Source organism: Methylotenera sp. 1P/1 (assembly GCF_000384355.1).
Taxonomy (GTDB): Bacteria; Pseudomonadota; Gammaproteobacteria; order Burkholderiales; family Methylophilaceae; genus Methylophilus.
Window position 1 is genome coordinate 1,219,112 of the sequence record NZ_ARWC01000001.1, and the last position, 20,001, is coordinate 1,239,112.

Here is a 20,001-nt window from a genome sequence, read left to right on the forward strand (position 1 = left end):
GTTCCTTACGCTGCTTTTTCTTCTACTGCAGCGGCTTCTTGATAAGTGAGCTGCACGAATACGTCTTCTAAGCTGGTTTGATCGGGCGCGATTTGATACAGCCCCCAGCCCTCTTTCACAGCGGCTTCCACAATCGCTTCATGCGGGGCTTGCCCTTCGGCAAAACGTACGCGCACCATGCCATCCACTTGTTCTACTTCGGTAATGCCGGGGATTTGCAATAAAGCTGAATCGGTAGGTGTACGCTTAAAGCCTAGCAAGAGCTTATTACCAATGCGCTGACGTTTCAGCACATCAATCCCGCCATTAAATACCAGCTTACCTTTATCAATAATCTGTACATGGTCACACACCATTTCGACTTCTGGCAGAATATGCGTAGACACAATCACACTGTGTTCTTGACCAATTTCTTTGATGAGTGCGCGAATATCGCGGATTTGAATGGGATCTAAGCCAACTGTAGGCTCATCCAGAATCACAACCATTGGGTTATGAATAATGGCTTGGGCAATCCCCACACGTTGTTGATAGCCGTTGGATAAGTTCTCAATCAAGCGTTTGCTCATGTGCGATAAGCCACAGCGTGCTTTGGCAATTTCTACTGCTTTTTTAATATGTTTACCGCTCACGCGATGCAGTCTAGCAGCAATGGTCAGGTACTCATCTACTGTAAACTCTTTATATAAGGGGCGCATTTCCGGCAGATAACCAATCAACGCTTTGGCCTCTTTTGGATGCTCAATCATGTCGACACCACAGATTTTGACGCTACCTGCACTAGGCGCCAAATTACCAGTCAACATTTTCATGGTGGTAGATTTACCGGCACCATTGGGACCAAGAAAACCTAACACTTGCCCTTTAGCCAGATGAAAACTAACATCGCTCACTGCCGCCCTACCCCCGTACAAGCGCGTGAGATCAACTGCTTCTACTGTTAAATTATCCATAAATAAACGTATCTTTAATTGTTATATGTGTCAAAAAAACCAACCACCTATTGAGGCAAAACTTGTAGAAAAGTTTCTTGCAAAACGATATAGTCGTAATTAGCAGTGTTGCAACATAACACTATCATTTGACAAATGATTGCCTAACCTTTAATTATGGATGAACTTGCATAAACTGTCACGGACTAAACATCATTGTCGCCGATGCCGTATGCGTCATTAAACGTTGCAAGCCAACCTAACAGGAATTATTTTGATGCCAAACATTAGAAAAGTTGTTCTCACACTCGCGATTTGTTTTGCGAGTAGCCATGCCGCTTATGCTGAGAGCGCTTCTACAGTACAACCAAAAGTACAACCCAAAATTACACAAGCCAATGCCGAGTTTGTATATAAGTACCTACTGGGTGAAATTGCAGGACAACGCGGCGAACTCTCTTTGGCGAGCCAGTTGTTTTTAGACTTAGCCAAACAAACACGTGATGCTCGATTAGCCGAGCGTGCCGCTAGAGCAGCCGCTTATGCCAACCAACCCGCCTTGGCGTTGCAAGCCTCCACCTTATGGACAGAACTAGACCCTAATTCAACTGAAGCACAACAAGCCGCCAGCCAATTGCTGGTAGCCAGCGGCAACCTAAAGGACGCCAAGCCACAAATTAAAAAATTATTAACAAAAGAAGACACACGTGCCAATGGCTTTTTGTATCTCAATACCCTGCTAGCCAAACAAAGAGATAAACAAGAGGTACTAGAAGTCGTACAAGACTTGGCCAAGCCTTATCCCAAATTGCCGGAAGCGCATTTTGCCGTAGCACAAGCCGCTTTCTTTGCCGATAAAATGGATTTAGCCACGGCAGCACTGGCTGAAGCAGACAAACAGCGTCCGGGCTGGGAACCTGGCGCACAAATGCACGGGCAGATGCTATTTAAAGAATCTCCGGAAAAAGCGCTGGATTTTTACAGGTCTTTCTTGAAAAAATACCCCAATGCCAACGAAGTCCGCATGGCTTACGCCAAAACATTGGTTAATCAAAAGAAAATTCAGGAGGCTAAACCAGAGTTTATCCGCCTAGTGGAAAGCTCTAAAGGTAGCCCGGAAGTGAGCGCAGTGGTTGGGCTTTTATCTTTAGAGTCCGGCGAATACACAATGGCAGACCAATATTTTGAGCAAGCATTGAAAAATGGCTTTAAAGAGCCAGATCAATTGCATTTGTATCTTGGTCGCTCCGCAGAAAAGCAGAAAAATGATACGCGCGCACTCAACTGGTACGACAAAATCCAGTCGGGCGAGCTTTATTTAGATGGTCGCCTTGCAGCAGCGCAAGTGGTTGCCAGAACCAACAATGTGGATGCCGCCATCAGCATGCTGGATGACATCAACGATTTAACAGTAGAACAGCAAATCACGGTCATTCAAACCGAAGCCAATCTACTTGGGCATGCCAAACGCCATCAGGAAGCATTTGATCTGCTGCAAAAAGCCAATACCAGCTTTCCGGAATCGGCTGAACTCACCTATGACTTTGCCATGGCAGCAGAGCGTGCAGGCAAGTTAGACGTGATGGAAGACGCTTTGTATAAGCTGATTAAAATGCGTCCGGATTATGCCGCGGCTTATAATGCACTGGGTTACTCTTATGCAGACCGTAACATTAAGCTGATCGAGGCCAAAACCTTGATTGAAACTGCGCTTAAACTATCTCCCGGCGACCACTACATTATGGATAGTTTGGGCTGGGTATACTTCCGTTTAGGTGATTTACCGAATGCTGTAGAACAGTTGCGCCAAGCCTATGCCATACAAGCAGACCCCGAAATTGCAGCACACTTGGGCGAAGTCTTGTGGAAACAAGGCCAGCAAGAAGAGGCTAAACGCATTTGGGAACAAGCGCTTAAAGCTTACCCAGAAAACGATGTGTTATTGGCCACTACTAAGAAATTCAAATCTTAAGCCATCGGTGATTCGTTAATTCGTACCGTTCAATCATTGCCTATTTGCTAGTTTATCGTGCGCTTTTTTCTCGCCTTACTGTTGTTGAGCTTGGCAGGTTGTGTGACACAGCCTGCCATCAAACCAGCTGCCGATAGCACAACACACAAGCAACACCTGAATAGTCTAGGGCAAATTCAAGCCTTTAACCTTAAAGGTAGAATTGCCGTCAATGCCAACGGTAAAGGCTATTCCGGCAGTGTGACTTGGGCACACCAACAAGACAAAGACACCATGGATGTGTTTACCCCACTGGGTGGAAAAGCTGCACATATTGTCAAAAGCGCATCAGAAGTCAGCCTGACCAACACAAAAGGCGAAACCGTTTCAGCCCAAAGCGTAGAAGCGCTCACCGAGAAAACATTGGGCTGGCGTTTACCATTAAGCGGCCTGAGCGATTGGGCTGTCGGCAGGCCCACGGCTGCGCCGATTACGCATCAAGCCTGGGATGAATTGGGCAGGCTGACGCAATTAGAGCAGCAAGGCTGGCAAATCGAATATACGCAGTACACCGCCTACTTAAACACCGTATTGCCGCAGAAAATTACGCTTAAAAACCAAAGTCTGCAGCTCAGGTTGGTCATCGAACAGTGGTCGGCACTACCCTAATTAGATAATCTAAGCGCAAAACACCACCCTGTTTTCTCCTTCAGATTTGCTGGAGCTTGGCATAATAGACTATCCAATCATTCCGTATATTGATGATGTCGCCTATTTATAAAATATTATGCAGTGTACTACTGCTGGTGTATGCGCTACACAGCGAGGCCGCCACTTGGGTCAAACTGAAAGACAATACTTACTCAAGATTGATGCTGGACAGACAATCTGTCCTGACACATGAATCTTATACAAAAGCTTGGGTGAAGATTGAGTATAAAACGCCACAAAAAAATCCGGATTCCGTAGACAAGGAATACACCCTATCAAAAGCATTGTGGTATTTTGACTGCGCAGTGCAGAAAACCGCGACTACTCAAGTATTTCAATATTTACATCAAGAGTTAGTGTACTCGGCCGCTGTCGATCTCAAAAATGCTGAATTTACTGAACCACAGCCAGATTCCGATGTGGAAATTGCCATGCGTTATGTGTGCAAATCGGCCAGCAGTCATGCAGCTGCCAATGTAGCACCGCAACCTCCTGTGTCAACGCTGGGGCTAGATCCAAAAAAAGAAACCATGACCAATCTAGCGCCTCCCGCAGCTGGCAATGCTGCCGCAACGCCCATGAAGACAGCACCAAAAGCCGACAATGAGCCGCCTAAAAATGATTCACCTAAAAAAGCAGAAAAACCAGTGGCGGCTGAAAAGGCTGATGTCAGCAAGACCGCACCAGCCAAAGCAACCGCAGAATGGTCATACGAAGGCAAAACTGGTCCAGACCAATGGGGTAAGCTCGACGCTCAATTTAACACTTGTAGCACTGGCCTCAACCAATCACCAGCTCCGCTTGATAGCACGATTCATGCAGCGCTCAAACCGATTCGATCCATTCAGAAGTTTACTGCCAAAGATATTCAACGCTTGCCACATGGCATGCGCGTAAATTTTAAAGAAGGCAATATGATGGTGTTGGACAAATCTGCTTTCCAATTGAAATATATGGATGTGCACACGCCTAGTGAGCACCAAATCAACGGCCAGTCTTATCCTTTAGAATTGCAATTCCTTCATGTAGACAACAAAAAAAATGTTGCCATGATGAGCGTATTATTTAAAGCGGGTGACCCCAGTGAGGCGATGGAAAAACTATTGGTACAACTGCCTAAAACTGCTGGAGAAATCGCGCTACTCAAAGCACGTCTGACCCCAAGCGATTGGATGCCTACGAATCCTCAATATTATCGATACAGCGGCTCACTTACCACGCCACCCTGCACGGAAGGCGTACGCTGGATTATCATGAAATCACCAAGACAAGCCTCTAGCGAACAACTCAAAGCATTCGCGGATGCGATTGGCAAACCCAACCATCGCCCAACGCAAGCATTGAATGGCCGTACCGTGCTGGAATAAGCGACTCCAGCCTTTATCTGCATCATCCGCTAAAAATTACTCACCGTTAAGCCTGCATAGATTGCAGATGCGCTAAAATAAGCGCCTATGCACAGTCACCACACATTTTTGGCGCCCGCAAAAATCAACCTGTTTTTACATATTACAGGGCGACGCCCTGATGGATACCATACGCTACAAAGCGTATTCCAGCTGTTAGATTTTTACGATACTCTGCACCTATCGGTACGCCAAGATGGTCAAATCGTGCGCCAATCCGAATTAGCCAACGTACCGGCCGAGCAAGACTTGTGCGTGCGTGCTGCACGCGCGTTGCAAGACGCCACGCACTGCAAACTAGGGGTTGATATTTCCGTGGAAAAGCATATCCCAATGGGGGGTGGTTTAGGCGGGGGTAGCTCGGATGCAGCTACCACGTTACTTGCACTCAACCAGTTATGGTCATTGCATTTAAATCGCCAAACCCTGATGCAGATTGGCGTACGCTTAGGTGCGGATGTGCCTTTCTTTTTATTCGGGCAAACCGCTTGGGCAGAAGGCATCGGTGAAGAGTTAACCCCAGTAAGCGTACCCAATACGACAGACGAAGAGACATACTTGGTGCTTACGCCACAAGTGAATGTCGTGACTGCACAAATTTTTGCCAATTCTAGATTGACAAGAGACACGAAACCATTGAAAATAGCGGACTTTTCAAGCCAAGCAAATTCTAAGTTATTTAGAAATGACCTTGAAAACGTAGTGTGTGAAGAATTTCCATCAGTTGCAACTACCCTACAATGGCTAAACCAGTTTGGTGAGGCAAGAATGAGTGGCTCAGGGGCATCTGTGTTTGTGAAGGTTAATTCAACGCAAGTAGCGGCTGAACTTTTAGCAAAAAAACCTACTAATACCAATGGTTTTATTGCTAAAGGCTTAAATTATCACCCGCACTTCAAATTAGCCGATTAAAAGTTTTTTGGGGAATCGCCAAGCTGGTTAAGGCACCGGATTTTGATTCCGGCATGCGAAGGTTCGAATCCTTCTTCCCCAGCCAAATAAATGTTTAAGCGTGTAGATTTAATCAATTTACACGCTTAAATTTTTTGTACAATATAGCTAACTTCTTTTATAAAGGTTATCACATTGAGCAACGGCAGCATGATGGTGTTTACTGGCAATGCCAATCCTGTTTTAGCGCAAGAAGTAGCTAAACATTTGGGCATTGACTTAGGTCGCGCGGATGTAGGCAGATTCTCCGATGGAGAAATCATGCTCGAGCTACTGGAAAATGTGCGTGGGCGCGATGTGTTTGTACTGCAATCCACCAGCCACCCTACCAATGACAGCCTGATGGAAGTCATGGTCATGGTGGATGCGTTACGCCGCTCTTCAGCGGGTCGTATCACTGCTGCGATTCCTTATTTTGGGTATTCACGCCAAGACAGACGTCCGCGTTCTGCACGTGTAGCGATTACCGCAAAAGTAGTAGCCAATATGCTCACCAGTGTGGGCATTAATCGTTTACTGACGATGGATTTGCACTCTGATCAAATTCAGGGTTTCTTTGATATTCCGGTAGACAACATCTACGCGACACCGATTTTGATTGACGACCTGCTGATGCAAAAGCATAAAGACCTAGTGGTTGTCTCTCCAGATGTGGGCGGTGTGGTGCGTGCGCGCGCATGTGCTAAACAACTGGGTTCTGATTTGGCGATTATTGATAAGCGCCGTCCAAAACCAAACGTAGCCAAAGTAATGAACATTATTGGTGAAGTAGCCGACCGCACCTGTGTGATTATGGATGACATGGTCGACACCGCGAACACCCTATGTGAAGCGGCAGCAGCCCTTAAAAAACAAGGCGCTAAAAAAGTATTGGCCTATGCTACACATCCGATTCTTTCTGGTAGCGCTGCGGAACGCATTACCAATTCAGAGTTAGACGAATTGGTCGTGACCAATACCATTCCACTTAACTTGGCATCGATGAACTGTAAAAAAATCCGCCAATTGAGCGTAGCGCCGTTATTGGCAGAAACAATCAAACGCATTAGCCAAGAGGAATCTGTTTCCTCTTTGTTTATGGATTAAGTTGTAACGAATTAAAAAGTTAACGCATCAAAAATGACAAGAAGATAAGCCGCAGAAAGTACAACTAGTACGGCTAGTCGCAATCGACACAGTCAGTTTGGATGCGTTAACTTTTTCACCCTGTTTTCTGGTCGCGGAGAACAGTTTTTAACGCAGTAAGGCCCCAAAGGCTTAGCAGTAAATTTAGGAGTTTCAAATGAGTATCGAAATTAATGCAGTCAAACGTGACGTTAAAGGTACGGGTGCGAGCCGCCGTCTACGTCGTGCTGGCAGTGTGCCAGGTGTAGTATATGGTGGTGGTAAAGACGCGATTACTATTGAATTAAATCATAAAGAATTATTTTTACAATTCCGTCATGAAGCTTTCCACGCCTCTATTCTAGATTTGAATTTAGATGGCAAAAAAGAAAGCGTTCTATTACGTGACTACCAAATGCACCCAGTACGTAACACGATTCAACATATCGATTTTCAACGTGTTTCAACCACAGAGAAAATCCACGTGAAAGTGCCTTTCCACTTTATTAACGCAGACGTAGCACCTGGCGTGAAATTAGGTGGCGGCATTGTTGCACATATCTTGACCGAAGCTGACGTAAGCTGCTTGGCAAAAGACTTGCCTGAGTTTATCGAAGTAGATTTGGCCAACTTGGAGATGGGTCACTCAGTGCACTTGTCACAAATCAAATTGGCAAAAGGTGTTGAGTTTGTGCAATTAGCACACGGTAATGATGCCGCTGTTGCAGCAATTGCTAAGACACGTGGCGGCGTATCTGACGACGCAGCAGAAGCGACTGAAACACCAGCAGCTTAAGCTAAACCGCTGTAAAATGAACGCGCACTTAGTACTAAGTGCGCGTTTTTTATTGTGTATTCGCGGTGTTATGCCCAATTTTACTCATACATGAAAGTATGTTTGCAGATGCATGGAATTCGATTATTTGTAGGCCTAGGCAACCCCGGTGAAAAGTATGTGGCCACCCGTCATAACGCCGGATTTTGGTGGATTGACTTAATCAGCCAACAAACCAATAGCCCGCTTAAGCTAGACGCAAAGATGTTTGGTGAAACCAGCAAGATGAGTGGTCAAGCTGACACATGGTTACTAAAGCCAAATACCTTTATGAACGCAAGTGGAAAAGCGGTAGCGGCCATCGCCAACTATTACAAAATCAAACCTGCAGAAATATTAGTCATTCATGATGAGCTAGATTTGCCTGTAGGTACAAGCAAGCTTAAATTAGGGGGCGGCCATGGCGGGCATAACGGCCTGCGAGATATTCACGCAGCGCTGGGCACACCCGATTACTGGCGGCTACGGGTTGGCATTGGCCACCCGGGTGACCGCAATGAAGTAGTGAATTTTGTGCTGAAACCGCCACTTAAAGCAGAGCAGACGGCCATTGATGAAAGTTTGTACCAAAGCAGTAAGTTGCTTACACTGTTGCTTGCAGGTCAGTTTGAGCAGGCCATGCTGACATTGCATACCAAGGCCTAGAGTAGAGTTCAGGTTAAGCCACATGCGGTTTACGCATGCAAATATTACGCCGTTTATTGTACTAGTGCGGCTTGGTTCTGCTGCAGTGTGTAGGCTTCCAAATCCTTCGCCGACAGCGATTTAGCAAACAGAAACCCTTGCGCATAATCGCAACCGGCTCTAATCAGCAGCGCTCTTTGTTGTGGCGTCTCAATACCTTCCGCAATCACTTTCATGCCTAAACGGTGCGCCATCATGATGATGGCTTCGCACAAAATCAAGTCATCTGAGCCTTCTGACAAATTAGCGACAAACGATTTATCTATCTTCAAATAGTCGATCTTATACTTTTTAAGATATGACAATGAAGAGTAGCCGGTACCAAAATCATCTAGCGCTACTTGCATGCCTATCTCTTGAAATGCTTTTAAGCGCTGTTTTACCTCGCTAGAAGGATCGAGCAATAAGCGCTCGGTAATTTCCACCACAATAGCCTTACCTGGCGAATGCTCTGCCTTGGCAATATCAATCCAGCCATGTGCCTTATCATCTTCACTATTGAACTGTATAGGCGATTTATTCACCGTCACCTGAAAATTGGGAGAGAGATGCTCTCGCCAATGCACGGCTTGCTTAAGCGCCTCTCTAAACACCCAGTCACCAATTTCGTAGATCAAGCGTGTATCTTCTGCAATCGGAATAAACTCTGCCGGACTAATATCGCCGCGTGTGGGATGACGCCAGCGGCACAAAGCCTCCGCCTTGTGTACACGCCCAGTATGCAAATCAATAATCGGCTGGTATTCCAAATAGAGTTGATCATGCAATATCGCCTGTCTTAGATCATTCGACAGTTGCATGCGATGTTGCGCCACTTGTTGCATTCGCGCAGTAAAGTAGCTAAAACAACGCCCGCCCTTTTGCTTGGAGGCATACATCGCCTGATCGACGCTTTTCATCAAGTCGTCAATCAAGAGTGCATCATCCGGAAAAATCGCGATGCCAATACTGGCAGAAATATAGGCGGTTTCAAACGATAGCTGGAAAGGCTGCGACAAGGTTTGCAGTACTTTTTGCGCCACTATTTCCACATGATTAAGATCCTCATGACCGATATCTTCAATAATCAGCACAAACTCATCGCCACCTAGCCGGGCGACAGCATCGGATCCACGCATACACTCAACCAAACGATCCGCTGTGAGTTTCAGCAACACGTCGCCTTGATCGTGACCTAAGGTATCGTTGACTTCTTTAAAGCCATCTAAATCTAGAAAGATAAGTGCTACTTTTAGACCGGAGCGCTTGGCCTTTTGGATTTCCTGATCCAAGTGCGCATAAAACATACGACGATTAGGCAAGCCGGTGAGCGAATCAAAGTTGGCATGTTGCCAAATCGCCTCTTCCGATTTCTTTAAGCTAGAGATATCGGCATGCGTGCCGACCATACGTTCCGGAAAACCATTGGCATCACGGCTGACCACCATGCCACGGTCTAAAATCCATTTCCAGCTGCCATCTTTACACTGCTCGCGGTGCTCGTTTGAGTACACATCATTGGCACCCGTTAAAGTTGCATCAAGCGCCTGCATCACGCTTACATAGTCTTCCGGATGTACACGCTTTTTCCACTCTTCAATATCATCTTTAATCTCGGACTCTTCAAAGCCAAGCATCGCTTTCCAGCGTTTAGAAAATACCACTTGATTGCTTTTGATATCCCAATCCCATACACCATCACCAGCACCTTCTAACGCAAACTGCCAGCGCTGCTCGCTCGCATTTAACTGGTTGTTCACCTTATTCATGGCCTCAGCTGCGCGGATTCTGGCTGCCAGTAAAAATAAAATCCCGGTTAACGAAAAAGAAATAAAAATACCTAGCAACCCTATCTGGTTAGCCCGTTTGTAGTCTAAATTTTGTTCAAATTTTGGTAATGATTTTGCCTGTAACTCCCACTCGTAACCCATGGCCTTGATAGTGTACTGTTTAGAAAACATGGCACTGACTGACTTGTTTTGGAACTGTGACTCGTGCGTTTTATAAATAGCCCCATGTTGCTTATTCTCGGCGCCATCTAACACGGCATATCCCAGCAATCCATTTTCCGCTGGGGCAATCGCTTCTGTAAAAAACAATTCACTATTGATGGTGGCCAATACCCAGCCATAGATATGCTCACGGCGTAACGTCACGTTATTATTAGTGGTGTTATTTTGATAAATGGGCAATTGCATTAAAAAGCAATCATTGACTTGGGTACCCTGAATCGATTGCATTACAGGGGACACAATGACGGTATTCAAATCTGCCGACTTTTGAAACACTTCACGGATAGGCATCTCACCCAACGCATCTAGCAGTGTTTTGGTTTGCCGTGAAGCAATCAGCAAGGATGAATTAGGCGCCGCATACACAATAGGTGCATAGAATGTGCGTACTTCCTTTGGCTGCATTCGCTCCGCTAGCGATTGCCATTCAGTGCTCAAGGTTTCATACGTTTCGGGGCGAGTAGAATCGACATAGCGTGCAAACGCGATACTGCGCAAACCGGGCAAATGATTGGGCTGTAATAGCACGCTTACATAATCATTAAACTCGGTCTCACTCACAAAATTAGAAGCGCGAAAGAAACTTTGAATGCCGATCAGCGTATGCTCAAACTCTAGCAATTGGCGTTTGATTAAGCCAGTGGCCTCTTTTGCGTGATATTCAAAACGGATTTCTTGCTCAACATAGGCGTTATGTTTTTCATTCTGCCAAATCAAATAAGTAATGGGCAATGCCGCTAATAGAAAAACCCAAGGCAACCATGCATCAGCATGGCGTTGCATAATCCATTTGTGATTGAGCATATGCCCTAACATTATCCGATATTGTTGTGCACTCTAGAATTGCATTATGCGCAAATTTTTAACAGGTTAAAAGTATTTTCGCCCCAAGTTAGCGCATCTTAGCGACTTATTTATGCAAATAATTATTTTGGCGACAAACTAACGAAAAGGTTAAAATAACGCACTTTACGTCAATAGGCTTTTGCGCATTGCTATTCAAGCATAAGTCTCAAACAACACAATTAAGGTTATTCATATGAAATGCGGCATTGTTGGACTCCCCAACGTTGGAAAATCCACCCTATTTAACGCCATCACCAAAGCAGGTATTGCAGCAGAAAACTACCCATTCTGTACGATTGAGCCCAATGTAGGCATTGTAGAAGTGCCGGATACACGCATCCAACCACTGATTGATATTGTGAAACCGCAAAAAGTACAGCCCGCGATTGTGGAGTTTGTAGATATTGCCGGGCTAGTGGCAGGCGCATCTAAAGGTGAAGGTTTAGGCAATAAGTTTTTGGCCAACATTCGCGAGACCGATGCCATTGCACATGTAGTACGCTGCTTTGAAGATGCCAACGTCATCCATGTCGCCAATAAAGTGGATCCACTGTCTGACATTGAAGTGATTAATACCGAACTCGCACTCGCCGACATGGAAACCGTAGAAAAAACCATGCAACGCGAAGGCAAAAAAGCCAAAAGCGGCGACAAAGACGCCATCGCATTAATGAAAGTATTAGATAAAGTACTGCCAACCTTAAACGAAGCAAAAGCCGTGCGTACGCTAGGGTTAGACGCTGATGAACTGCAGCTATTAAAGCCGCTGTGCCTCATTACGGTTAAACCTGTGATGTACCTTGCCAATGTGGACGAAGGCGGATTTCAAAACAACCCTCATTTGGACAAAGTGGTTGCACTAGGCAAAGCCGAAGGTGCGCCAGTGGTCACCATTTGCGCGAAAATTGAAGGTGAGATTTCTGAGCTGGATGATGAAGACAAGCTGCTGTTTTTACAAGAGCTCGGCCAAGATGAACCTGGTTTGAACCGCGTGATTCGCGCCGCTTATGATTTGCTCGGCCTGCAAACTTACTTTACTGCAGGCGTACAAGAAGTACGCGCATGGACAGTCAAAAAAGGCGCGACTGCACCGCAAGCTGCCGGCGTGATTCATACCGATTTTGAACGTGGCTTTATTCGTGCAGAAGTCATTGCTTACGATGAATACGTTAAAAACAAAGGCGAGCAAGGCTCAAAAGAAGCTGGCAAAATGCGTTTAGAAGGCAAAGAGTATATTGTGCAAGATGGCGATGTGATGCATTTCCGCTTTAATGTTTAGTGGCAGGCAATCGAACACTTTAGAAAGCATTTAAGCGGATTTTAAGTGTTTTTGCTTTGACAACCACCCCGTAAAACACTAAAATTGCGGGCTTGCTTAAATCAAAGCAACCAGTTTACCGGTGATGTAGCTCAGCTGGTTAGAGCACAGGATTCATAATCCTGGGGTCGAGGGTTCAAGTCCCTCTTTCACCACCAGTATTTAAAGGGCTTCCGAGGATAGTAACCACTTCGGAGGCCCTTTGTCTTTTTTCCATAGGTAACACAATGGTAACAAATTCTGGATAAATACCTGAATTTATTATTGAAAAATAGACCTATTCCTAAGAAAACATCCCTAGATTTACACACCACAAACGTTTCAAACTTCATTGAATCGGGCCCATTGTTCAATGCAAACGGTGGATAACATTTTCTATAGGTGTGCCACTGACTTGTGAACTTTACTGAATTTTCTCTTTGATTTTGTTAAACCATCCTTCAACTTCGTTATAAACACCTAAATCAACTAATAGCTCTTTAGTCATAAGTTGAGCCCCATCTTTGGAAAGTTTCCATTTAATTGAGCTTGCAGCTTCATTGGATATAGCTGTATTTCCAGCAGCTTTAAGTCCTCTAAGAAATACAGAAAGTTCTTTGGGAATATCTCTTTGCTTCCAACCTGTTTGCCAATCTAAAGCTGGATCATGAAAGTCTTCAGTTATAGGATATACCTGTTTATAAATCGAAGGATGAATATAATTTTCAATTTCTCTCAGTTGGGTTAATGTTGCCCAACATCCATCTCTAGAATTAATCTCATCAACTGCTGTCTGATATTGGGAAACATCATTATCATAAATATGAATTTCTGGCTTATTCAATTTTTTTAGATAATTTTTATTAACCCAATGCATTAATGTTCCACCACCTAATGCAAGAACTAAAACCTTTTGTTCACTCTCAAGATCGATTTCAAATAATTTTGAACAACGGTTAAAAAATTCGATATCGTTTGGACCTTCAAGGCAAAGTATAGCTTTTATACTAAGGTCATTAATTACCATAGAAACATCTGGCAGCAATCCGAGTGTTTTAGCAATCTTTTCTAAATTACTTTCGTTGCCATATTCAAGAACAATTTTCTTGTCTTTTTTGTATATAAAAATTATTTTTTCAGGCTTTACCAAACCTGCAAGAGATGGGCTATGTGTAGTTGTAATAACCTGAGTAGCAGGATTGTCTGTAAGTTTAATCAATGCATTGAATAATTCAATTTGCCAATCAGGATGCTGAGATGTTTCAGGCTCTTCAATCGCATAAATGATATTTTTTGATGCTGTATTTTTTCTTTCTGCTTCAGCTCTAAAGTAATTTAGTAGAATTAACCTTCTAACTCCACTACCCCTTTTATTAATTGGTATGCCATCATCACAATTAAATGAAAAAGAGAATAGGCTATCCCAAGCTTTGCTACTCATCTGAGGGGCAAGAATACTTGCAATCTCTGGATTCATTTCACTCAGTTTAGCAATCGTTTCTTTTCCAATCTCTTCAGCTTTTTTAATTATTTCAATCTTTACCGCTTCCAAACGATCTTCTAACTGACTAATTGCAGTTTTAGTAATTGCCTTTAAAGGATCCTGTACTTCCTTATCAGAATCTTTATTTTGACGATCAGACTGAAATAAAAAGAATAAAGGTAAGTCATTTTTAAGAGCATCCCATATTTTTTTGCCATCTTCTTTATCTATTGCCACTTCAATTTCCGATAATTGCGATGTGTCAATCACTGAATAAATTGCTTGTCTAATAGCTGAGCTAGTATTCCTTTTAACTTCATCAACATTTAAAACATCTTTGTAGCTATCAAGTATTTTTCTGAGGTCTGTAATTTTTTCATTTATTAAAGGTTCAGTAATAATTGAAGGATAGTTTGAAACTAAATAAGTTTTTAATGATGTAGATGAAAGTTTATCTTTTGAGCAATCCCAATGCTTTTTTAGAGTTAAAAATCCATTTTTATCTAATAAGAATTCGCTCTTTAAATTGGTTGGTACTGTATCAATCGTATAATCTTTATCTTCAGGTAGAAAAGATACGGAAATTGACATCACTCTTTCTGTAGCATGAACATTACAATCATCAATGTCAGCTTTTATTGTTCCACCTTCAAAGAAAATATCTAAAGCTTCAAGAATTGTTGATTTTCCTATGTCATTTCTTCCGATAATCACATTAAAGTTTTTGTCAAAGTTAACCTCTAATAAATCATAACCTCGGAAGTTTTCAAGCTGTAGTTTAGATATTTTCATATTATTTTCTCGCAACTTAGTTTTTAGTATTTATTAATGTATTAGTTTAAATCTAATAATTTCCATTGAATAATATATCTTGAATCTGTAATCAACTGTATTCATAATGCAAATTCAATTACGCGAAGGTGGCTTTTGTATTGGCTATCAATGTCGGGCGTTTCGCTAGACTGAATTGCAGTGGATTATAATTTACAGCACGAATCCAAAATTTTTGTATCGTGCAAAATGCAGCCCAATCCAAAAATTTTGGATTCGTGCTTAATTTAAGGTAATTGAACTTGTCTATATCAAAAGAGATTGAAAGTTTTCACTTAACAATCTCAGCTAATAAAATTCATGTTGTATATCTCCCTCCTATAATTTTAGTGTTTGGTGGCATTGTAGATGTCAAGTTAGCTATTGATTGTTCATGCCGAAATCTATTTTTAACTGAAGCATTAAGACTAAAATTTCCTTATGGAAAAGAATTAAAGATTCCAGAGTCTTATCCAGAATGGAACACATTTGAGGGCTATCAAAATTTAATCGACTTTGAAACTGATGCAGGATGTTTATCACGAGCAATTGTATTATTTTTAGAAAGTCCTGGCTCACTTGCAGAGCTAGGTGCTTTTTGCATGGACGATGATCTAAGAAGGTTACTTTTTATTGTTGTTGAAGAAGAGCATTACACCAGCGATTCATTTATTAAGCTTGGTCCTATAAAAAAGATTGAAAATGATGATAGTGGTGATTCAATATGTGTGGTTCCAACACTAGAAAAACCTGCTGAATTTGCAACGGAAATTCCTGACATACTTGTATCACTCAAAGAGAAGCTGGATAAGGGTCATAAAAAACAGGGGTTTGATTGCAATCGTAATCGTGATAAATATTTATTGATTGCAGACCTTATTGATTTATTTTGTGCGGTAAATGTATCTGAATTACATACATTAGCAATTAACTTGGGAATGAATCTAGCTACAAAGGATATTAAGCGAATTTTAAGACAATTAATTTTATTTGAACTTGTAAGTGAAGTTCCAATAAATACACATAAATATTATGTAGCTAATAAGGGTTATAAAACTGACTATTTAGATTACAACTCCGCGATCCCAGAGAAAAAGTTTGATAGAACAAGCTTCAAGTTGCAAATGTATGAGCTTTTAAATGGAGATGCTCTACGAAAAAGAGCTTATGCTCAAGTTCATGGAGTAGCCAGTAAATGAAATTAATTACGGCCATTCAAAATGACTTACCTTTGAGCATATCGGAGATTCAATTATTACTCCTTTCAGCTCCACATAGATATAAAGTCCATGAAATCCAAAAAAGACATAACCGAGGCACTCGTGTTATTGCTCAGCCGACTTCTGAAATCAAGGTCCTTCAAAGATGGGCTACTACTAATATATTAGCTAAATTACCTATTCATAGTGCTGCAACTGCTTATGTTGCAGAATCTAACACTAAAAAACATGCTCAAGCTCATGCTAAAAATCGCTATTTGTTGAAATTGGATTTCAAGGATTTTTTTCCTTCAATTAAAGCTGATGATTATCTACAACATTTAATCAAATATGCAAAAATTGACATTGACGATGCAAGGTTACTTTGTCGTTTACTATTTTGGAGGGATCGAGTTAGTAATAGCTTAAAACTATCAATCGGGGCCCCAAGCTCACCAATGGTTTCTAATACTGTAATGTATGATTTTGATACATTTGTGTCTGAGTTTTGTTTAAAAATTGAAGTGGTCTATACAAGGTATGCAGATGATTTAGCATTTTCTACTGACAATCCTAAAGTGCTTGAAAGTGTTCACGAGTTCATAATTACACTATGCAAAAATTTGCCATATCCTAACTTGCAATTGAATGAAGAGAAAACTGTTTTTGTTTCGAAAAAGCATAAAAGGTATTTAACAGGGTTAGTTTTAACGAATGATGGCAAACCCTCTGTTGGCCGTGACAAGAAAAGACAAATTAGAGCAATGGTAAATACATATGCAAATGGGAATATGCCTGATGATGAACTAAATAGACTTCGTGGACTTATTGCTTATGCACATGGAATTGATGAAAAATTCATTGATTCATTAATTAGAATGGTAGGAACTGAAAATTACAATAAGTTGATATCTGGTAGATGATTTAAGCAATATTGAGTTTATGAGCAGCTACTAGATTGCTATATTAAGTTGTTTTGTTTGAATGACAATGTGCAGCATTTGGATGAGGTGGGATTAGTTACAAAACAAGGCTAATTATTGACTAAAGCCTTATGGTGAATGCCTATGGAATTACTGCTCCATAGGTAACATAAAGGTAACAGAATAAAAGTATTAAGGAGTATGTCAAAGTATGTAGAAGTATAAGGATGTTGTATTTATCCATTATTTAACAATGACTTAATATGCAATCCCTATATTCCATGCGGCTTCCAAGGCACGTAGTTACGGGATTCATAATCCTGGGGTCGAGGGTTCAAGTCCCTCTTTCACCACCAAATACCTGTCCTAGGAATATTATGACAGTATAAAAAACCCGCCTAAGTGCGGGTTTTTTATTGATTTTATATCCAATAGTGTCTATTGTCATCCAAATGTATCCAACAATATAAGGGGCAACCTTCGGGGCATGTTGGGGAAAATGCCCCCACCCACATTAAGTTGCCCCTCAGGGAGTTAGAATGGCATTAAATGACACAGCGATAAGATCCGCTAAGCCTAAAGTCAAACCTTATAAACTCGCAGACAGTGGTGGCATGTATCTTGAAATTGCCCCCAATGGAGGAAAATATTGGCGTTATAAATATCGGTTTTCTGGTAAGGAAAATCGACTTTCGCTTGGTGTATACCCAGATATTTCCCTTGCTAAAGCTCGAGAAAGACATAGGGAAGCCAGAACATTGCTGGCAAATGGTGTAAATCCTAGCGATTATCGCAAGGCTACAAAGGCTTCTGAAAAATTAAATGGGGCTAATAGCTTTGAAATTGTTGCTCATGAATGGTGGCTTTCACATATGAAAAACAAAGCAGAAAGTCATAAAAACAAAGTAATAAGACGTTTTGAACTATACCTTTTCCCTTATATCGGTAAAAAACCTATTTCAACTATAACTGCGCCTCAAGTATTAGAGGCTATAAAGCGTATAGAAAAGTTAAACATACTTGAAACCGCACATAGAACATTGCAAGCAACAGGACAAGTTTTTAGATATGCGGTTCAAAACGGCTACACCATTAGGGATGTAACAGTTGACCTTAAAGGTGCATTACCTCCCACAAGTACTAAACATATGGCTGCATTTACAGACCCTAAGAAGATTGGTGAACTACTACGTGCTATAGATGGCTTCACTGGAACTCTAACTGTCCAATGTGCGCTTAAGTTATCCCCTTTGGTGTTTGTACGCCCAAGCGAGTTAAGACAAGCTAAGTGGGCGGATATCGACTTAGAATTAGGCGAATGGCGTTACAAGGTAAGTAAAACTAAAACAGATCATCTAGTGCCTCTCTCCGTCCAAGCAGTTGATATTCTGCGAACCATACATCCATTATCGGGGCATGGAGTGTACGTGTTTCAAGGTGGGCATTCACCAAGGAGACCTATGAGTGAAGCTGCTATTAATGCAGCCCTAAAACGGATGGGTGAATCGCCACTAGTTTACTAGACGCCTTTGAGCCGTAATAATGGCGACCAAAGAAAGGCGACAAATGAGCGGTAAACGATATCCAGAAGAATTCAAATTAGCAGCAGTCCGTCAAATCACTGAAGGGGGGTATACAGTCTCCGATGTGGCAAAGCGACTTGATGTGACTGTTGACAGCCTCTATGCGTGGGTGAAGAAGTTCGGACCCGACGCAGCAACCCACCAAACCAAACATGCGGAACAAGCTGAACTCAACCGGCTACGTAAAGAGCTGAAACGTGTCACAGAAGAGCGTGATCTATTAAAAAAAGCCGCGGCATACTTCGCAAAGCAGTCCGAGTAAGGTATGCCTTTATCAAAGATCATCAGGACTGTTGGCCGACAAGATGGCTGTGTAGGATGCTAGAGGTGCATCCCAGCGGCTTCTATACCTGGTTAAAACATCCGCACTCAATTCGCCATAAGAACGATCAACGCCAAACAGGCTTGATTAAGCAATGTTGGCTAGAGTCCGGTGGCGTATATGGCTATCGTAAAGTACATAGTGATATGCGTGCACTGGGTGAGCGTATTGGGGTTAACCGCGTCTATCGCTTGATGCATGCACACGGCTTAAAAGCGCAGGTGGGCTACCGTAAGCCTAGGCATTATGGTGGCAAGCCTTATATAACCAGTCCCAACACGTTAAATAGGCAATTCAATCCCACATTGCCAGACCAATCATGGGTAACAGATATTACTTATATCCGTACCCATGAGGGCTGGCTCTATCTTGCTGTGGTCATGGATTTGTTCTCACGACGCATTGTGGGTTGGTCCATGCAATCGCGCATTACTAAAGAGCTGGTGTTGGATGCATTGCTGATGGCGGTATGGCGCAGGAAACCTAAACATAAAGTGCTGATACATTCTGACCAAGGTAGCCAATACACCAGCGAGGATTGGGATATATTCTTGAAGGCACATAACCTTGAGTCCAGCATGAGTAGACGCGGAAATTGCCACGATAATGCTGTGGCTGAAAGCTTCTTTCAATTATTAAAACGGGAAAGGATCAAACGCAAAATATACAATCATCGCGATGATGCAAGGCAGGATATTTTTGATTACATCGAGTTGTTCTACAACTCAAAACGACGTCATAATTCCAATAACTTGCTATCTCCGATAGACTACGAAAACCAATTCAAGAAAACGGCTGAAGAGTGTCTATAAAATTAGTGGCGATTCAGTGAAAATAGTTGAGGCTAGGCAAAAAGAATTAGATAGCTGAATTCATTGAAAACAAAATAGTCAATTAGATGTTCATTTTGAATCTTCAAAAAAAGCACAAGAGTTAAAGATTTACCGAGAAATTAAATCTTTGCGCAGATTCA

Annotated in this window: 15 protein-coding genes and 2 tRNA genes; 14 read left to right on the forward strand and 3 right to left on the reverse strand. The window is 42.4% G+C overall.

Annotated elements, in window-relative coordinates; translation table 11 throughout:
• Positions 1-5: 5 nt before the first annotated feature.
• Positions 6-953, reverse strand: a complete 948-nt coding sequence (locus A3Q3_RS0105755; RefSeq protein ID WP_020182624.1) for an ATP-binding cassette domain-containing protein — start codon at positions 951-953, stop codon at positions 6-8.
• Between the two features lie 256 nt (positions 954-1,209).
• Between A3Q3_RS0105755 and A3Q3_RS0105760 the strand changes: the two genes are divergently transcribed.
• The 8 genes from A3Q3_RS0105760 to pth all read left to right on the forward strand — a co-directional run bounded on the left by A3Q3_RS0105760 (position 1,210) and on the right by pth (position 8,535).
• Positions 1,210-2,904 (forward strand): lipopolysaccharide assembly protein LapB, encoded by a 1,695-nt coding sequence (locus A3Q3_RS0105760; RefSeq protein WP_020182625.1) that lies wholly within the window; start codon positions 1,210-1,212, stop codon positions 2,902-2,904.
• A 57-nt stretch (positions 2,905-2,961) separates the two neighbouring features.
• Positions 2,962-3,552, forward strand: a complete 591-nt coding sequence (gene lolB, locus A3Q3_RS0105765; RefSeq protein ID WP_020182626.1) for a lipoprotein insertase outer membrane protein LolB — start codon at positions 2,962-2,964, stop codon at positions 3,550-3,552.
• A 92-nt stretch (positions 3,553-3,644) separates the two neighbouring features.
• The gene (locus A3Q3_RS0105770; protein ID WP_020182627.1) at positions 3,645-4,961 is read left to right on the forward strand and encodes a carbonic anhydrase; all 1,317 of its coding nucleotides are present in this window, start codon (positions 3,645-3,647) and stop codon (positions 4,959-4,961) included.
• Between the two features lie 87 nt (positions 4,962-5,048).
• Positions 5,049-5,912 carry a 4-(cytidine 5'-diphospho)-2-C-methyl-D-erythritol kinase gene (gene ispE, locus A3Q3_RS0105775; RefSeq protein WP_020182628.1) on the forward strand — a complete coding sequence of 288 codons (864 nt, stop codon included), beginning with the start codon at positions 5,049-5,051 and terminating at the stop codon, positions 5,910-5,912.
• Between the two features lie 8 nt (positions 5,913-5,920).
• Positions 5,921-5,997, forward strand: a tRNA-Gln gene (locus A3Q3_RS0105780).
• 104 nt (positions 5,998-6,101) lie between these two features.
• Positions 6,102-7,037, forward strand: coding sequence for a ribose-phosphate pyrophosphokinase (locus A3Q3_RS0105785; protein WP_020182629.1), 936 nt, complete (start codon positions 6,102-6,104; stop codon positions 7,035-7,037).
• Positions 7,038-7,233: 196 nt separating this feature from the next.
• Positions 7,234-7,851 carry a 50S ribosomal protein L25/general stress protein Ctc gene (locus tag A3Q3_RS0105790; RefSeq protein WP_020182630.1) on the forward strand — a complete coding sequence of 206 codons (618 nt, stop codon included), beginning with the start codon at positions 7,234-7,236 and terminating at the stop codon, positions 7,849-7,851.
• A 108-nt stretch (positions 7,852-7,959) separates the two neighbouring features.
• Positions 7,960-8,535 carry an aminoacyl-tRNA hydrolase gene (gene pth, locus A3Q3_RS0105795; protein ID WP_026361778.1) on the forward strand — a complete coding sequence of 192 codons (576 nt, stop codon included), beginning with the start codon at positions 7,960-7,962 and terminating at the stop codon, positions 8,533-8,535.
• A gap of 53 nt (positions 8,536-8,588) precedes the next feature.
• Here pth and A3Q3_RS13690 read toward each other — a convergent pair whose 3' ends face one another.
• On the reverse strand, positions 8,589-11,348 hold the full coding sequence (locus A3Q3_RS13690; protein ID WP_232418376.1) for an EAL domain-containing protein: 2,760 nt from the start codon (positions 11,346-11,348) through the stop codon (positions 8,589-8,591).
• Between the two features lie 256 nt (positions 11,349-11,604).
• Between A3Q3_RS13690 and ychF the strand changes: the two genes are divergently transcribed.
• Both ychF and A3Q3_RS0105810 read left to right on the forward strand, forming a co-directional pair.
• Positions 11,605-12,690, forward strand: a complete 1,086-nt coding sequence (ychF, locus tag A3Q3_RS0105805; RefSeq protein ID WP_020182633.1) for a redox-regulated ATPase YchF — start codon at positions 11,605-11,607, stop codon at positions 12,688-12,690.
• Positions 12,691-12,810: 120 nt separating this feature from the next.
• Positions 12,811-12,887: transfer RNA gene (locus A3Q3_RS0105810), tRNA-Met, on the forward strand.
• Positions 12,888-13,132: 245 nt separating this feature from the next.
• Here the strand turns inward: A3Q3_RS0105810 and A3Q3_RS0105815 are convergent.
• A complete protein-coding gene (locus A3Q3_RS0105815; RefSeq protein WP_020182634.1) occupies positions 13,133-14,983 on the reverse strand; it encodes an ATP-binding protein in 1,851 nt (616 codons plus the stop codon).
• Between the two features lie 281 nt (positions 14,984-15,264).
• On the opposite strand from A3Q3_RS0105815, the gene A3Q3_RS0105820 reads away from it, so the two are divergent.
• The 4 genes from A3Q3_RS0105820 to A3Q3_RS0105840 all read left to right on the forward strand — a co-directional run bounded on the left by A3Q3_RS0105820 (position 15,265) and on the right by A3Q3_RS0105840 (position 19,840).
• Positions 15,265-16,200: a retron St85 family effector protein gene (locus tag A3Q3_RS0105820; RefSeq protein WP_020182635.1), complete on the forward strand. Its 936-nt coding sequence runs from the start codon at positions 15,265-15,267 to the stop codon at positions 16,198-16,200.
• Positions 16,197-17,123 (forward strand): retron St85 family RNA-directed DNA polymerase, encoded by a 927-nt coding sequence (locus A3Q3_RS0105825; protein WP_020182636.1) that lies wholly within the window; start codon positions 16,197-16,199, stop codon positions 17,121-17,123. The genes A3Q3_RS0105820 and A3Q3_RS0105825 overlap by 4 nt, the downstream gene beginning before the upstream one ends.
• A 539-nt stretch (positions 17,124-17,662) precedes the next feature.
• On the forward strand, positions 17,663-18,646 hold the full coding sequence (locus A3Q3_RS13695; RefSeq protein WP_020182637.1) for an integrase arm-type DNA-binding domain-containing protein: 984 nt from the start codon (positions 17,663-17,665) through the stop codon (positions 18,644-18,646).
• A 43-nt stretch (positions 18,647-18,689) separates the two neighbouring features.
• Positions 18,690-19,840 (forward strand): IS3 family transposase gene (locus A3Q3_RS0105840; protein WP_369751682.1). Its coding sequence is split into 2 segments (ribosomal slippage): positions 18,690-18,927 and positions 18,927-19,840, totalling 1,152 coding nucleotides; the frame shifts between segments, so codons are not numbered across the junction.
• Positions 19,841-20,001: the final 161 nt, after the last annotated feature.

Bases quoted from the DNA above. Each gene is read 5' to 3' on its own strand.
- A3Q3_RS0105755 (WP_020182624.1), bottom strand. From the start codon at position 953: ATGGATAATTTAACAGTAGAAGCAGTTGATCTCACGCGCTTGTACGGG.
- A3Q3_RS0105760 (WP_020182625.1), top strand. From the start codon at position 1,210: ATGCCAAACATTAGAAAAGTTGTTCTCACACTCGCGATTTGTTTTGCG.
- A3Q3_RS0105770 (WP_020182627.1), top strand. From the start codon at position 3,645: ATGATGTCGCCTATTTATAAAATATTATGCAGTGTACTACTGCTGGTG.
- ispE (WP_020182628.1), top strand. From the start codon at position 5,049: ATGCACAGTCACCACACATTTTTGGCGCCCGCAAAAATCAACCTGTTT.
- A3Q3_RS0105785 (WP_020182629.1), top strand. From the start codon at position 6,102: ATGATGGTGTTTACTGGCAATGCCAATCCTGTTTTAGCGCAAGAAGTA.
- A3Q3_RS0105790 (WP_020182630.1), top strand. From the start codon at position 7,234: ATGAGTATCGAAATTAATGCAGTCAAACGTGACGTTAAAGGTACGGGT.
- pth (WP_026361778.1), top strand. From the start codon at position 7,960: ATGCATGGAATTCGATTATTTGTAGGCCTAGGCAACCCCGGTGAAAAG.
- A3Q3_RS13690 (WP_232418376.1), bottom strand. From the start codon at position 11,348: ATGCAACGCCATGCTGATGCATGGTTGCCTTGGGTTTTTCTATTAGCG.
- ychF (WP_020182633.1), top strand. From the start codon at position 11,605: ATGAAATGCGGCATTGTTGGACTCCCCAACGTTGGAAAATCCACCCTA.
- A3Q3_RS0105815 (WP_020182634.1), bottom strand. From the start codon at position 14,983: ATGAAAATATCTAAACTACAGCTTGAAAACTTCCGAGGTTATGATTTA.
- A3Q3_RS0105825 (WP_020182636.1), top strand. From the start codon at position 16,197: ATGAAATTAATTACGGCCATTCAAAATGACTTACCTTTGAGCATATCG.
- A3Q3_RS13695 (WP_020182637.1), top strand. From the start codon at position 17,663: ATGGCATTAAATGACACAGCGATAAGATCCGCTAAGCCTAAAGTCAAA.